At 50.3% G+C, this 15,543-nt stretch carries 10 protein-coding genes; 5 read left to right on the forward strand and 5 right to left on the reverse strand.

The window, feature by feature from the left end; genetic code table 11:
* Positions 1-75 precede the first annotated feature (75 nt).
* The gene (locus MT343_RS10410) at positions 76-2,217 is read left to right on the forward strand and encodes a response regulator (RefSeq protein WP_243989383.1); all 2,142 of its coding nucleotides are present in this window, start codon (positions 76-78) and stop codon (positions 2,215-2,217) included.
* Here MT343_RS10410 and MT343_RS10415 read toward each other — a convergent pair.
* The 3 genes from MT343_RS10415 to msrB all read right to left on the reverse strand — a co-directional run bounded on the left by MT343_RS10415 (position 2,186) and on the right by msrB (position 3,648).
* Complete coding sequence (locus tag MT343_RS10415; protein ID WP_145468428.1) at positions 2,186-2,653, reverse strand: MarR family winged helix-turn-helix transcriptional regulator; 468 nt, start codon at positions 2,651-2,653, stop codon at positions 2,186-2,188. The genes MT343_RS10410 and MT343_RS10415 overlap by 32 nt on opposite strands.
* Before the next feature lie 3 nt (positions 2,654-2,656).
* Positions 2,657-3,136 (reverse strand): glutathione peroxidase, encoded by a 480-nt coding sequence (locus tag MT343_RS10420; RefSeq protein WP_145468426.1) that lies wholly within the window; start codon positions 3,134-3,136, stop codon positions 2,657-2,659.
* A gap of 113 nt (positions 3,137-3,249) precedes the next feature.
* Complete coding sequence (gene msrB, locus MT343_RS10425) at positions 3,250-3,648, reverse strand: peptide-methionine (R)-S-oxide reductase MsrB (protein ID WP_145468424.1); 399 nt, start codon at positions 3,646-3,648, stop codon at positions 3,250-3,252.
* Positions 3,649-3,742: 94 nt separating this feature from the next.
* Between msrB and MT343_RS10430 the strand changes: the two genes are divergently transcribed.
* Positions 3,743-4,960, forward strand: coding sequence for a pyridoxal phosphate-dependent aminotransferase (locus tag MT343_RS10430; protein WP_145468422.1), 1,218 nt, complete (start codon positions 3,743-3,745; stop codon positions 4,958-4,960).
* Complete coding sequence (locus MT343_RS10435) at positions 4,960-5,397, forward strand: hypothetical protein (protein ID WP_186435860.1); 438 nt, start codon at positions 4,960-4,962, stop codon at positions 5,395-5,397. Before MT343_RS10430 ends, MT343_RS10435 begins: the two co-directional genes overlap by 1 nt.
* A gap of 64 nt (positions 5,398-5,461) precedes the next feature.
* On the opposite strand, the gene pdxB is transcribed toward MT343_RS10435, so the two are convergent.
* Positions 5,462-6,604 carry a 4-phosphoerythronate dehydrogenase PdxB gene (gene pdxB / locus MT343_RS10440; protein WP_145468420.1) on the reverse strand — a complete coding sequence of 381 codons (1,143 nt, stop codon included), beginning with the start codon at positions 6,602-6,604 and terminating at the stop codon, positions 5,462-5,464.
* An 86-nt stretch (positions 6,605-6,690) separates the two neighbouring features.
* The gene (locus MT343_RS10445; protein ID WP_145468418.1) at positions 6,691-8,826 is read right to left on the reverse strand and encodes a molybdopterin oxidoreductase family protein; all 2,136 of its coding nucleotides are present in this window, start codon (positions 8,824-8,826) and stop codon (positions 6,691-6,693) included.
* Positions 8,827-9,338: 512 nt separating this feature from the next.
* Between MT343_RS10445 and MT343_RS10450 the strand changes: the two genes are divergently transcribed.
* Together MT343_RS10450 and MT343_RS10455 are read left to right on the forward strand one after the other, a co-directional pair.
* Complete coding sequence (locus tag MT343_RS10450; protein ID WP_145468416.1) at positions 9,339-12,131, forward strand: bifunctional aconitate hydratase 2/2-methylisocitrate dehydratase; 2,793 nt, start codon at positions 9,339-9,341, stop codon at positions 12,129-12,131.
* Between the two features lie 368 nt (positions 12,132-12,499).
* Complete coding sequence (locus MT343_RS10455; RefSeq protein WP_186435859.1) at positions 12,500-15,442, forward strand: COR domain-containing protein; 2,943 nt, start codon at positions 12,500-12,502, stop codon at positions 15,440-15,442.
* Positions 15,443-15,543 lie beyond the last annotated feature (101 nt).

Here is a 15,543-nt window from a genome sequence, read left to right on the forward strand (position 1 = left end):
CCTGCTCCCTCATCTGAGGTAAAGTTCAGGCCGGCATACACCCGAAACAGTGCCTGCGCAAAGGACAGAATGCAGATGTTTTCTCAGGTCAAAAAGAAACTGGCTCTGCAACTGGCTCTGAACACAGCGGCCGTTACGCTGATTATTGCCGGCATAATCAGCACCATCAGTATTCACTCCAATATCAGCACACTGAAAACACGCCAGCAGCAGATTGTCTCCAGTATTATTGCCAGCACCCTCCCCTCATTTAATCTGGCCACTTTTAACTACAATATCCGCCTGAATCAGCAACTGGCTGAAGGGCTTGTCAGCCACCCTAATATTATTTCAGCCATTGTTATCGACAGCACCGGTATGCAACTGGCACAGGCAGTTGAAGCAACCGAGTGCCAGCCCTCTACCCTGGACATGATGATTTTCAGCGAACCCGGTATTCATATCGAAGCCCTGAGCTACAACAATACCCCGCTCGGAAAACTGATCATCGAACTGGATCGCTGCCAGAGCATTGCCGAGCTGAGCAGCCTGACCCGGAGCACATTATTTAATGCCCTGCTGTTCAGCCTGCTGCTGGCGACCTTTATCTATGCTGCCTTTTATCGCGCGGTTACCAGCCCACTGACCCGGCTGGTGCGCCAGATCACCGGACTGACTGCCGACAACCTCGACAAGGTGGATCTGACCCGCATGCAGTCAAGACGTCAGAATGAACTCGGCCAGCTGATGAACCAGTTTGCGGCCCTGCTCAGCCTGCTTAAAGATCACATACATCAGCAACGCAAAGCCGAAGCGACTATCAACGACTACTCAGCCAAGCTCGAAGAGCTGATCCATAAACGCACCCATGCACTGACCCATCTGAACCGGCGCCTGCAACAATCTTCTGATGATCATTCCGGCAGCACATCGTCTCTGCAGACCCGGCTGAGCACCCTGACACAACTGCTGAAAGAGCCTATGGATCAGTTGATCGGCAAACTCAGCAATACCGATCAGGCAGATGCGCGGGCCATGGCCGCTAATATCCGTGGCCTGCTGCATGACCTGCGCACCCTGCAAAACAGCAGCAGCCAACAAGAACTGAAGCTTGTCGATATCCACCGGATAGTCACGGATTGCCTGGCGGAAATTCCAGCGGATATGGCAGACATTCACTGCCACTGTGGTGAGGCTGATCTTCTGTTACTTAACCGAAGCAGCCTCAGACTGCTGATTCTGAGCCTGCTCAGCAACGCCATCATCCACTGCAGACAAGGCCCTCTGACACTCAGTGTCCGCTATGAAGCGCAGCGGCTGCTGATCAGCCTGGCCGGGCAGGATCTGTTTATTAACGACACCCTGCTGGAGCAGGATCTGATGCCTCTGTGCCCGGAAAACCTGCCCCTGCCTTCCGCTTTCGGTCTTGGCCTGAGTCGCGAGCTGGCACGCATATCTGGTGGCGACTTGCACTACGAAAGCCAACCGGATGGCGGCACGGTCCTGCTATGTCATATCCGCTGCCAGCCCCTGGCAAAACTGCTGCCGGAAATCCGCAAACATCTGCGCCAGCATCCCCTGAATATCGCCATTCAGGATAAACAATGCCGAACCCAGATATTGCACTGGGCAGAACAATGGCAACTCCCCCAGAGTGCCGAGGGTATGAACAGCAAACACACCCTGTTACTGACAGACCAACCCGAGCTGAGCAGCCGGCATGGCGAGCACAGCATCCTGTTGCAGCCACAAGGAACAGGAGAAATAACAGACGACGAATGTTACTCAGCATCCGGACTGTTAACTGCCTTACTCGAACAGACAGATCCCGACCACGCCGCGCCTCCGCGCACCCTGCGGGTCCTGCTGGTTGATGACAACACCATTAATCGCATGCTGTGTCAGCGTTATCTGAAAAATCTGAATATTGAACCGGATACTGCCGACAATGGTTTACAGGCAATAGAACACGCCCGCCACAACCGTTATGACCTGATATTGATGGATTGCCAGATGCCGGTGATGGATGGCTTTGAAGCGACACGGCAGATACGCCGCAACTCTCTCAACAGCCAGACACCCATCATTGCACTGACCGGACTGACCGGAGAAAACGAACGCCAGCAGTGCCTGACCGCCGGCATGAATGACTTTATCGGCAAGCCATTCACTCAGGATCAGATTCAGGCAACGCTGGTACAGTGGATTAACAATTATTACGGCAGCGCCAGCGACTGATCAGACTCTGCAGGCGCTCTTTCAGCGACAGAGCTTCTGCTGCATCGACGGCCGTCGCACAGAGAATGTCCTGCGGAACAGAAGCCGCCTGCTCGCGCAGCGCCCAGCCAGCAGTAGTCAGATTCACCAACACCACCCGCTCATCTTCACTGCTGCGACTGCGCAATAACAGGCCCGCGCTTTCCATGCGCTTCAATAATGGCGTCACCGTTCCGGTATCCAGCAACAGGCGTTCACACAGATATTTCACCGATACAGGTAGCTGCTCTTCTTCCTGTGCCTGCCACAACACCAGCATCACCAGATATTGCGGGTAAGTCAGCTCCAGCTTTTTCAGCAATGGCTGATAGGCCTGGGTAATCAGACGTGACAGGCTGTAGGCCGAAAAGCACAGCTGATTATCCAGATGTAACTGCGGATAAACTTTGCGTTTCACAGCCTACCCCAGCAGACGCTCAATATCGGCCTGCAGTTTTTCAGGCTTAGTGGTTGGCGCATAACGTTTGACCACCTCACCCTTACGGTTAATCAGGAACTTGGTGAAGTTCCATTTGATGCCTTTGGTGCCCAGCACGCCCGGCGCCGCGCTCTTCAGGTCCTGATACAGAGGCGCAGCATTGTCACCGTTCACCTCAATCTTGCTGAACATAGGAAAGGTTACGCCGTAGTTTTTCTGACAAAAGGCGCCGATTGTCGCACTGTCACCCTTCTCCTGCTGTCCGAACTGATTGCAAGGGAAACCCAGAATCACCAGCCCTTTGTCTTTGTATTGCTGATACAAAGACTCAAGCCCCTCGTACTGATAGGTAAAGCCACACTCACTGGCGGTATTAACCACCAGTACGACCTGCCCCTGATAAGCACTCAGATCCTGTTCCTGACCACTCAGCAGCGGCATGGTGTGAGAAAGAACGGACATAAACTTCTCCTTTTAATTTTTCGAAATAGTATTGTGCACAATATATTTATCGGTAAAAAAGGGCAAGTATCACCTGCCCTTAATAACCTTTCCGGCCAGCAACAGCCCGAGGTTTAATCGCTGTCTTTCTTCAGATCCAGCGACACCGAATTAATACAGTAACGCAATCCGGTGGGAGCCGGACCATCGGTAAACACATGGCCCAGATGCGCCCCACAGTTCTGACACAACACTTCGGTGCGCACCATAAAATGACTGGTATCCATACGCTCTTCGATAACATCATCAGAAAGCGGCTGAAAAAAACTCGGCCAGCCACAGCCCGAATCAAATTTCGTATCCGATAAAAACAGCGCTTCACCACAACACACGCAGTGATAGACACCCGGGTCTTTGCAGTCGTGATAGCGGCCGGTAAAAGGCGCTTCCGTTCCGGCTTCGCGCGTTACCCGGTAGGTTTCGGCATCCAGTTCTTTCCGCCACTGTTCGGCCGTTTTATTTACTTTGCTCATTGACGGATCTCCTGATAAGCCACTTTCGAAGCATCGATCTGAGGAGTATCATGCCAGCTTTCTTTTTCCTTTCAACAAAGGCAGTGCGACTTCCATGCAGGAAATTCTTAAATCCAACAAATTGGCTAATGTGTTTTACGATTTGCGTGGACCTGTATTGCAAGCCGCCAAACGCATGGAAGAAGAAGGCCACCGGATTCTGAAACTGAACATCGGCAACCCCAAGCCTTTCGGCCTCGACGCACCGGAAGAAATCATTCAGGACGTTATTTATAACCTGCCGGATTCCGAAGGTTACGCCGATTCCAAAGGCCTGTTTTCTGCACGTAAAGCCATCATGCAGTACGCGCAGCAGAAGAATATTCAGAACGTCGGCATTGAAGACATCATCGTCGGCAACGGTGTCAGCGAACTGATCGTTATGGCCATGCAGGGCCTGCTGAATAACGGCGACGAAGTGCTGGTACCGGCACCGGACTACCCGCTCTGGACCGGCGCCGTCAGTCTCGCTGGCGGCCGTGCCGTGCATTATATCTGTGACGAAGGTGCTGGCTGGCAGCCGGATCTTGATGATATGCGCGCCAAAATCACCGATAAAACCCGTGCGCTGGTACTGATCAACCCGAACAACCCGACCGGCGCTGTTTATCCGCAGGAAATGCTGCTGCAGATGCTGGAAATCGCCCGCCAGAATAACCTGATCGTGTTCTCCGACGAGATTTACGACAAGATTCTGTACGACGAAGTTGAACACGTATCCACCGCATCTCTGGCCGATGACCTGCTGATTGTGACCTTTAACGGTCTGTCGAAAAATTACCGCCTGGCCGGTTTCCGCTCCGGCTGGATGATTATCAGCGGCGCCAAACACAAAGCCCGCGATTACATCGAAGGTCTGGAATTACTGGCCTCTATGCGCATGTGCGCCAACGTGCCGGCGATGTACGCTATTCAGACCGCACTGGGGGGCTATCAGAGCATCGACGATCTGGTCGCACCGGGCGGACGCCTGTGCCAGCAGCGTGATATTGCCTGGGAAATGCTCAACGATATTCCCGGCATCAGCTGTGTTAAACCGCAGGGCGCGCTGTACTGCTTCCCGAAAGTCGATGCGAAAAAATTCAACGTGCGCAACGATGAACGTCTGGTGCTCGACTTACTGGAGCAGCAAAAAATCCTGATTGTGCACGGCACCGCGTTTAACTGGCCTTATCCGGATCATTTCCGCGTGGTGTTCCTACCGCGTCCGGAAGATCTGACACTGGCTCTTGGCAAAACCAAGCAGTTTTTTGAAAGCTACCGCCAGCTCTGATGCTTGACGTTCATATCGACGATTTTTACAAAGATTGCGCGACCACTCTGCTGATTGGTTTCCGCGCATTTCCGCGTCAGCAAACGCTGTTTATCGAAGATATTTCAGGCCCGGATACCGTTGACGAATTTGGCCTGCACAGCCCCCGCCACCTTGCCGCCCTTGGCGCCGTGCAGTGGCTTCGGGAAGAAGGTTTTATCCGTTTCGGTGCCATTAACCGTCAGGATTCGGTGGATGATTTTGTCCTCACCAGCAAAGCCTTCACCCGCCTTATAGCACCTGCCCTGCCGCAGTCACTGCGCGGCGACGCCGGGAGCATTGAACACTCTGGCGACAGCACGCCGGTATTTCAGGTGCTGGAATTTGCCCGACTGCAGGGAGATTCACTCTGGGTCGGAGAACTGGTGCGCGACTACCTGCTCAGCAATCAGGCCTGAGCAGACGGCAGACATAAAAAAACCGCGCAATGCGCGGTTTTTTTATGGGAGCTCTGCAGCAAATTTATTTAGTACGCACATCAAAACCCGCAGCACTTAATGCTTCATGCAGGTCATGGCACTTGGCCGGAACACCAACCCGTAAGGTCGGAATATCACGGCGCAGCGGATAATGTTTGCGCAAATGATCGAAGGTTGCCTTGAGGTTATCCGAGCGCTTCATCGCCGTACGCATTACACCGTCATCAACACGGATTTCATACGCCGCACGAATAGCGGTACGCAATGCCTGATGAACCGGCACCTGATCGGAGAAATTTACGCGTTTAACGCCCGGCTCAGGTAAAAACTGTGCCAGCTTACGCCGCACCGGCAAACCAAAGAATTCACACAACCCCTGATACACATATTCGGTGCCGCGCATTTTGCCGTCCAGCGAGTAGCCGGCAATGTGCGGTGTTGCCAGCAGACAACGGTGCATCAGGTTCAGATCCAGCTCAGGTTCGTTTTCCCAGACATCCAGAATCGCCTCAAAATCGCGGTTATTCTGCATATGTTCGAGTAATGCGGCGTTATCGACCACCGCACCACGACCAGCATTAATCAGGCTGGCATCCGGCTTCATCTGCGCCAGACGCTGTTTATCAATCAGGTGCCAGGTCGGATGTTCGCCATCACGGGTCAGCGGCGTATGCAGCGTTACCACATCGGCCTGCAGGGCTTCGTCCAGCGTAACCAGCTCACCCACTTCTTCCGGATCTTTGAACGGATCAACCGCCAGCACGGTAACGCCCATCTCTTCCAGGCGACGACGCAGCAGCAGACCCACATTTCCCACACCGACAATGCCGACACTGACATCGGTAAAGCCGATACCGCGTTCGTCCACCAACACACTGAGCGCGCTCAGCACATAATCGACCACCGCCTGCGCATTGCAGCCCGGTGCGCTTTTGAAACCGATTCCGGCTTCCTGCAAATAAACCTGATCAATATGATCGGTGCCGATGGTCGCCGTGCCGACAAATTTTACCTTGCTGCCGGCCAGCAACTGCGCATCCACCCGGGTAACAGAACGCACCAGCAGAATGTCGGCGTCTGCGACATCCGCCGCCGTCATACTGCGCCCTTCAACCAGAGTGATCTCGCCAAAATCCGCAAAGAATTCGTTTAACAGGGGAATGTTTTCGTCCGCAACTATGTGCACTGGGGTCCGCTCTTTTCAACAGGAAGGCGCCATTGTGGCAATTGCCATCAAGAATGACAATTGCCACAACTCATGGAGTACTGATCTCAGGCCACAGCCGTTAATGTAACCGCCACACCATTCAGTGCCGCGTTACCGGTCAGGCCATCCAGCAGCTGATCATCGGTCAGGTCGTTGGTGTTAACCCCGGCCACCTGCTGCGCCTGACGCAGGCGGATACCGGGCACGCCATGCCCCCAGCCATGTGGAATACTGACCACACCGGGCATCAGTTCATCACTGACCTCGGCCACCACCTCCAGCTCGGCTACCCGCGAGCTGACCCGCACACTGACACCATCGGCGATACCCAGTCGCTCCGCATCCGCCGGATTCAGCATCAGCGTACAGCGGCTTTTGCCCTTCACCAGACGCTGACTGTTATGCAGCCAGGAATTATTGGAGCGGATATGACGACGGCCAATCAGCAACAACTGATCCCCCGTCAGCAACGGCTGCTGCAGCTCAGAGGCAACCTCCGCCAGAGCCTTCAGGTACACATCAGGGGTCAGATTCAAGCGCTTATCGCGGGTAAACAGCCGCTTAGGCATCACCGGCTGCAGTGCACCAAGATCAATACCTGCGGGCTGTTTTTTCAGGGCATTCAGGTCGAGCCCGCTCTTGCCGCTTTTCAGCATCTTATTCAGCACGCCTTCAGGCTTAAGCCAGCCCATCACCGCCCAGGTCAGGCGGTTGATCAGGCGCTTTTTCAGGTCGCCGCGGTTCAGCCGTTTAGTGAGTTCGAGCAGAATCTGCCAGTCCTGCAGCCCGCCGGCTTTGGGTTTAAACAAGGCCGTCGAGTATTTGGCCACATTGCGCACTGCCAGCGCGTTGAAGATCACATCGTAATGATCACGCTCCAGCGGGCCGCACGGCGGCAGAATCAGATCGGCATGACGGCTGGTTTCATTGAGGAAATAATCCACCGACACCATAAAATCGAGAGATTCAAAGGCACGTTCAAGCTGGTGGGTGTTGGGCGTAGACAGCAACGGATTACCGGCCACCGTCAGCATCGCCCGGATCTGCCCTTTGCCCGGTGTCAGGATTTCTTCGGCCAGCACCGCCACCGGCAGCTCGCCACCAAATTCCGGCAGATTCCGTACCCGCGAGCGGTAGCGGTCAAAATGTCCGCGCCCGCCCTGCGCGGCGGTAATGCCAACAATATCCACCGCCGGTGAGGTAAACATCGCTCCGCCTTCGCGGTCAAAATTGCCACTGACAATGTTCAGCACATTGATCAGCCACTGACACAAACCACCGTACTGCTGTACCGACACCCCCATACGGCCATAACAGACCGCCGATTTTGCCTGCAGCCACTGCGCTGCCAGCGCCCGCACCTGAGCGGCGTCAATTCCGGTGCGTACAGCGGTATTTTCCGGCGCATACGCCGCACACAGTCCGGCCAGATCGGCACTGTCGATATACTCCGGCAGCGCTGGCAACTGTGCTTTCAGCTCATGGGTAAAGACATAGAGCAGCGACAGCAACAGCAGCACATCCTGCCCCGGGCGGATAAACCAGTGCTCATCAGCAACGCCAGCCGTCTCGCTGCGGCGCGGATCGATCACCAGAATTTTACCGCCGCGTTCATGGATGGCTTTCAGGCGGTTTTTAATATCCGGCGCCGTCATCAGGCTGCCGTTTGACGCCAGCGGATTACCGCCCATAACGATCAGAAAATCGGTACGGTCAATATCCGGTACCGGAATCTGCAGCTGATGGCCAAACATATGCAAACTGGCCATATGGTGCGGCAGCTGATCAACCGAGGTCGCGGAAAATTTGTTCTTCGAGCCCAGCTGCTTGAGCAGCAACGGGCCAAAAATCATATTGCCGTAATTGTGAACATTGGGATTGCCAAGATAACTGCCCACTGCATCACGTCCGTGCTCGGCCTGAATACGGCGGAAACCTTCTGCCGCTTCATTCAGCGCCTGTGACCAGGAAATTTCCTGCCAGCCGGAGGCGGTTTTTTTCAGCGGTTTACGCAAGCGGTCAGGATCGTTATGCAGATCCTGCAGTGCGGTGGCCTTCGGGCAGATATAGCCACGACTGAACGGATCAGACTTGTCTCCTTTGATGGACTCGATATCACCGGTTTTATCGTCGTAACGGATTTCGATACCGCAGGTAGCCTCACACAGGCTGCAGGTGCGTTTGTGCGTCTGAATAGTCATGCTGTTTTCCTGGCTGTTGTTCTGGCTGCTGAATAGCCGGCTGAGGCCGGGCTTATTGTTTTTCCTGACTATACCTGTTGCTCAATGGCCCGGAGCAGGCCTTTTGTGCCAAATTCCGGACAACAAAATTCAGGACAACCAGGGCTGCCACAAGGAGCGCAGCTAAGCTGTACATCCCTGCAGATACACGCCCAGAGACGGCAAAAAGAAACCACAGAAAGCCCCCGACGATCAGATCCGCCGCCGTCCGGATACACTGATAAACCGGGAAAATATCGGACCTGACACACATAACTTCTATGAATAATGCACATCAGGGGGACTAATGCGCCTGACGCCATAATTCCGGTATACTCCGCGCCATTATAGAAAGGGTAGCTCCCTGCATGGGCTGATCGTCTGTTCAGGAAACTGCCTTCTTACTTAATGGTACTTAGTCAGAACGACATACAATCCCTCGTTGCTGACTAAAGTGCCCATACGTTGCAACTGAGGCTTTGAGAGGGTCGCTAATGAGTCTGTATTCAGAATATCTGAAAGAAATTGAGGTTCGTAAGAACGAGCTGGGTTTACACCCAAAACCAATCGATAGCGCAGAACTGCTGTCTGAAATCATTGCCCAGATCAAAGATACCGGCAATGCAGAGCGTGAAGCCTCTCTGAACTTCTTCATCTACAACACTCTGCCAGGTACTACCCCTGCTGCAGGCGTTAAAGCTAAGTTCCTGAAAGACATCGTAACCGGTGCAGAAACCGTTGCTGAAATCACTCCGGAATTCGCGTTAGAACTGCTGTCACACATGAAAGGCGGCCCTTCTGTTGAAGCCCTGCTGGACATCGCTCTGTCTGACGACGCCAACAACGCCGCTGCCGGCGAAGTTCTGAAGTCTCAGGTATTCCTGTACGAAGCCGACACCAGCCGTCTGGCTGACGCTTTCAAAGCTGGCAACGCCATTGCTAAAGACATTCTGGAAAGCTACGCAAAAGCAGAATTCTTCACCAAGCTGGACGACATCCCAGAGAAAATTAAGGTTATCACCTACATCGCTGCTGAAGGCGATATCTCTACCGACCTGCTGTCTCCGGGCAACCAGTCTCACTCCCGTGCTGACCGTGAACTGCACGGCCTGTGCATGATTTCTCCTGAAGCTCAGCAAGAAATCAAAAAAATGGGCGAAGAAAACCCAGACGCTAAAATCATGCTGATCGCTGAGAAAGGCACCATGGGCGTGGGTTCTTCCCGTATGTCCGGTGTAAACAACGTGGCACTGTGGGCCGGTGAAAAAACCTCCCCTTACATCCCGTTCGTTAACAACCGTCCTGTAGTTGCCGGTACTAACGGTATCGCGCCTATCTTCCTGACTACTGTAGGCGTAACCGGCGGTATCGGTCTGGACCTGAAAAACTGGGTACAGAAGAAAGACGAAAACGGCAACATCGTACGTGACGCCAACGGCGACCCGGTACTGGAAGAAGCCTACTCTGTTAAGACCGGCACCGTTCTGACCATCGACACCAAAGCCAAGAAGCTGCTGGACAGCGAAGGCAACGTGCTGGTTGACGTATCATCCGCTTTCACCCCACAAAAAGTGGAATTCATGAAAGCCGGTGGTTCTTACGCGGTAACCTTCGGTAAGAAAATCCAGACCTTCGCCGCTGAAACTCTGGGCATCGAAGCACCGGTTGTTTACGCCTCTTCTAAAGAAATCTCTCACGAAGGTCAGGGCCTGACCGCTGTTGAAAAAATCTTCAACCGCAATGCCGTAGGCGTTAAGTCCAAGACCCCGCTGCATGCCGGTTCTGACGTTCGCGTTAAAGTGAACATCGTAGGTTCTCAGGACACTACTGGTCCTATGACCTGTCAGGAACTGGAATCCATGGCAGCTGCGACCATCTCTCCAAGCGTTGATGGTGCCTTCCAGTCTGGCTGTCACACTGCCTCTGTATGGGACAACAAAGCCAAGGCCAACACGCCTAAGCTGATGGCCTTCATGAACGCATTCGGTGTAATCACTGCACGTGACCCGAAAGGCGTTTACCACTCCATGACCGACGTAATCCACAAAGTACTGAACGACATTACTGTGGACGACCGCGCGATCATCATCGGTGGTGACTCTCACACCCGTATGTCTAAAGGTGTGGCTTTCGGTGCTGACTCCGGTACCGTTGCGATCGCACTGGCGACTGGCGAAGCTGCAATGCCAATCCCAGAGTCTGTGAAGGTAACCTTCAAAGGCCAGATGAAGCCGCACATGGACTTCCGCGACATCGTACACGCCACCCAGGCGCAGATGCTGAAGCAGTTCAACGGCGAAAACGTATTCCAGGGTCGTGTGATCGAAGTTCAGATCGGCACCCTGCTGGCTGACCAGGCCTTCACCTTCACCGACTGGACTGCAGAAATGAAAGCGAAAGCTTCTATCTGTATCTCTACCGATGAAACCCTGATCAAGTCTCTGGAACTGGCCAAGTCCCGTATCCAGATCATGATCAACAAAGGTATGGACAACGAAGCTGGCATGCTGCAGAAGCTGATCGGCCTGGCTGACAAGCGTATTGCTGAAGTTAAGTCTGGTGAAGCACCTGCTCTGGCTCCGGACGACAACGCCAAGTACTACGCCGAAGTTGTCGTAGACCTGGACGCCATCGACGAACCAATGATTGCTGACCCGGACGTTAACAACGAAGACGTATCCAAGCGTTACACCCACGACGTAATCCGTCCGGCTTCTTACTACGATGGCCGTAAAGTGGATCTGGGCTTCGTTGGTTCCTGTATGGTTCACAAAGGTGACATGCAGATCATCGCTGCCATGCTGCGTAACCTGGAAAAGAACGGCCCGATCACCTTCAAGGCACCGCTGGTTGTAGCGCCACCAACGTACAACATCGTTGACGAGCTGAAAGCCGAAGGCGACTGGGACATTCTGGCGAAATACGCTGGCTTCATTTTCGATGATGCACATCCGAAAGAAGCGGCCCGTACCAAGTACGAAAACCAACTGTACCTGGAGCGCCCTGGATGTAACCTGTGTATGGGTAACCAGGAAAAAGCAGAAGCCGGTGACACCGTTCTGGCGACCTCTACCCGTCTGTTCCAGGGCCGTGTTGTAGAAGACAGCGCTGAGAAGAAAGGTGAGTCTCTGCTGGGTTCTACCCCAATGGTTGTTCTGTCTACTATCCTGGGTCGTTTCCCGACTCTGGAAGAGTACAAAGCAGCGGTTGAAGGTATCAACCTGACTTCTTTCGCTCCACCATCAAAAGACCTGGCTCGTCCAGCCATCCCTCTGAAAGCTGTTTAATTAACAGTTTTTGAGGGAATTAGCCCACTGCCCTGACCTTCGGGTTCAGGCAGCGGGCTAAGCTCAGAACGAACGATTGGGTTTTGTTTCTCACTGAAATTTGTTCCAGACAATTCCAGTGTTTCCCACATCCATGTGGGGCAAGCACAAAAGATCAATGACGAAGAGTGGATTTAAGCGGGTTTAAAATCAGCTTATGCAGCTCACTGAACTGATCGGCTTCTGTTGAAAACAAAACGCGATCGAATAAAAAACCGGCACTCGCAAGAGGGGCCGGTTTTTTTTGTGTCGATCGTAAGAGATAATTGCATCAACACACAGCCTGATGTTTAACTATCGCCAATTCAATCAATATGGAAGTTACTAGCATGACCACTGCGCCTCCTGAACAATCAACACAAACCCAAATCAAGCCCGAGCTATCTAATTTAGTCGAAGGATTAATACAAATAGATGCTAGTGATACAGCCAGACTATTCTACGACGAATTCGAAGGAAAAGGGTTTTATTCCACCAACAAGTCAGGGGACTTAATAGCACTAATAATTAGATCAAACACCAAAAATATTCAACCACTGGAACATTGCACTAAACTGAAAGAACTATATTTAGAAAGCCCTGACTTAGAAGAAATCCCAGACTATATATTTAAACTAAAATCACTAACCCGACTGCACATTACAGGCAGTCGCATCAGCAACATACCTCAGGAAATAAAAAATCTAGCGAACCTTAAATATTTAAACTTCGAGTCCAATTCTATCAAGTGCATACCAGAGTCATTTAGTGAATTATTAAATATTGAAGTACTAACCTTATCAAACAACTCCCTATCTGAATTCCCAACCTCCATCCTTAAATCAAAAAACTCTAGAATCTTAAGACTAGACCTCGACCATAACAAAATAAAGAACATTCCCGAGGAGATAGAAAAACTAAGCCATCTTAAGTTTTTAACACTTTCACAAAACCAGATAAAAGAATTACCAGCATCACTATCTAATCTTAAAGAATTAATTGCTTTATCACTAGACCACAATGAAATATCTGAAGTTGGAAACTCCTTAAAAGGAATTCCTAGTCTTTTTCACCTAACATTAAGCAACAATAATCTAAAAAATCTTAAAGGAAAGCTACCTGACGTTAGAGCCATTCTTGAATTACATGGGAACGACCTAACAATCCCTGATCCATCCTTCCACGAACTAACACCAAGTGAAAAAATTGAGGTTCTAAATAACTTTGATGAATTCACTCTAAAACCACTAAAGCAAGCAAAAATTCTGGTTGTTGGTGATGAACGCGTTGGTAAAACATCAATAATTAATCGATTGCTAGGAAACCCTCACAATGAGAATCAAACTTCAACACAGGGTATCGACATATCGGAATTAACGTTTAATGACTACACTGCAAATATATGGGATTTTGCAGGCCAAGAACTCACCCATCAGACTCATCAGTTTTTTTTAACCGAAAGAAGTCTATATATTTACGTATTAGATGCTCAAAAAGAAGACAATCAAGCCAGAGACCTTCATTGGCTTAACACCATTAAAAGCTACAGCGCTGATTCACCCATTATAGTAGTTGCGAATCATAGCGATCAAAACTCGAACTACCAGTTCGATTTACAAAGATATCAAGGCGATTTCAATATTGTCCAAGTAATATCAACCAGCGCCTGCAATCTAAATACTTTACCTGAAGAAGTTAAAAATAAAATTGGAAATTCCATCGAAAGGCTAACATCCGAAATATCGAATCAATTACCAAAATTAAATGGCATAAATCGACTATTACCCGAAAGCTGGCACAAGGTTAAAGAATCTATCGAGCTCTACAAAAAGACGGAAAACATAATCGCAAAGGACATATACGACAGCGAATGCCAGAGACAAGGGATTGGGGCAAAACCATTACAAACTGCACTATTAAAGATACTTAATAGCATAGGCACAGTTGTTGCCTACCCCAACGACTTCAGATTAAAACTAACACAAATTCTTAAGCCAGAATGGGTAACTAATGCTGTATATAAAATCGTACGAAGTCCATCAAGCACCCCCGGAGTCTACTCTGAAGATTTAATCAGCAGCATTCTCGATGATGATTATACGCTAATTCAACAACAGTGGCTCATTGACCTACTAATCAAATTTGAGCTTGGATTTAGACTTCAACACAATAACGACTTGCTAATACCAATGAGACTTCCTTCTGTTACTCCTGAATACAACAGAAACTCTTACTCAAAGGGTCTAAACATTCGATTCAATTATCACAGAAAGGGGCTACTAAAATCCAATACACTCCCACAACTAATTGTCAGAATGCATAATTATGTTGATGAAAAAACCAGCAAATACTGGCGAAGTGGCATATTCGTATCTCACAAAGATTGCAAAGGCATCATAACCGCAGACGAGCACAATCAGAGCATTGAGGTAAACCTAACTACCAGAGATGAAAATGCCAGAAATCTCTTACAATGGATACGCTCAAATATTGAAGCCATAGAAAAAGCGCAAATCAATGCAAACAGAGATAAAGCGAAACCATACAACGAAGAAATCGCTCTCTTTGATGAAACTTATTCTCAGGTTGTCGGATATGTTAATTATGACAGAATAGAGCGGGCTTTCATAAAAGAGAAGGACTCTATTTCTCTCGAAGTAATAAATCCAGAATCAGGAGAATTCGAAGATATTGATTATAATGTTCCTACGCTTCTGGGGCAATACAAAAGAACCAACGACAGTAAACTAGGACCACATTATATATTAGTCTTTCTCACTAGAACCTTACTTCGATTTACAGAATTTCGGGCTAAAATCATCAATGAAATGGAAGACGACATTAATGATCGATTAAAGGAGTCCTTAAATTCCAACGGGATTCTTGTCTCTGACCAATCCAGAGGAGGCTTTAGTGGCTCAGGAAAAGGAAGCGGAGAGCGGGATTTAGTAATCCTCAATGAATATGGCCAACAAGAGGCCATAATCGAAGCAATGGTATTAACCAACGCGAATAAGAAAACTATTTCAAAACATTACGATAAGCTAATTAACAACTACAACACGCATGGAAATCCTGCCGACTACCTAATCACCTACGCAAAAGTCAAGAATCTGAACCATCTGTGGCGCCAATACAAAAAACACTTGGATTTAGATCGCGATATGACCAGTGATTTTGCGGATAAAACCAATATAAAAATTGGAAAATCAGTCATTAAAATTGACGACACAGAGCAGACCCGCCATATATTTCACATTATGGTTAATTTTGGAGTTCCACCTGAATCATAATAATATATGAGGGATGAGCCGATCAGTTGAGCTTAGCGGCCAATCAGCCTCAAAGGCTGCAAGCCACTGATCATCACAAACAACAAAAGCACTACCATTAG

The organism is Venatorbacter sp. C2-1, from assembly GCF_022832715.1.
Lineage (GTDB): Bacteria > Pseudomonadota > Gammaproteobacteria > Pseudomonadales > Oceanobacteraceae > Venatoribacter > Venatoribacter alkanivorans.

Excerpts from the sequence above, each read along its gene's own strand:
- MT343_RS10455 (WP_186435859.1), top strand. The coding sequence starts at position 12,500 with ATGACCACTGCGCCTCCTGAACAATCAACACAAACCCAAATCAAGCCC.
- msrB (WP_145468424.1), bottom strand. The coding sequence starts at position 3,648 with ATGAGCAAAGTAAATAAAACGGCCGAACAGTGGCGGAAAGAACTGGAT.
- MT343_RS10450 (WP_145468416.1), top strand. The coding sequence starts at position 9,339 with ATGAGTCTGTATTCAGAATATCTGAAAGAAATTGAGGTTCGTAAGAAC.
- MT343_RS10435 (WP_186435860.1), top strand. The coding sequence starts at position 4,960 with ATGCTTGACGTTCATATCGACGATTTTTACAAAGATTGCGCGACCACT.
- MT343_RS10445 (WP_145468418.1), bottom strand. The coding sequence starts at position 8,826 with ATGACTATTCAGACGCACAAACGCACCTGCAGCCTGTGTGAGGCTACC.
- MT343_RS10410 (WP_243989383.1), top strand. The coding sequence starts at position 76 with ATGTTTTCTCAGGTCAAAAAGAAACTGGCTCTGCAACTGGCTCTGAAC.
- MT343_RS10430 (WP_145468422.1), top strand. The coding sequence starts at position 3,743 with ATGCAGGAAATTCTTAAATCCAACAAATTGGCTAATGTGTTTTACGAT.
- MT343_RS10420 (WP_145468426.1), bottom strand. The coding sequence starts at position 3,136 with ATGTCCGTTCTTTCTCACACCATGCCGCTGCTGAGTGGTCAGGAACAG.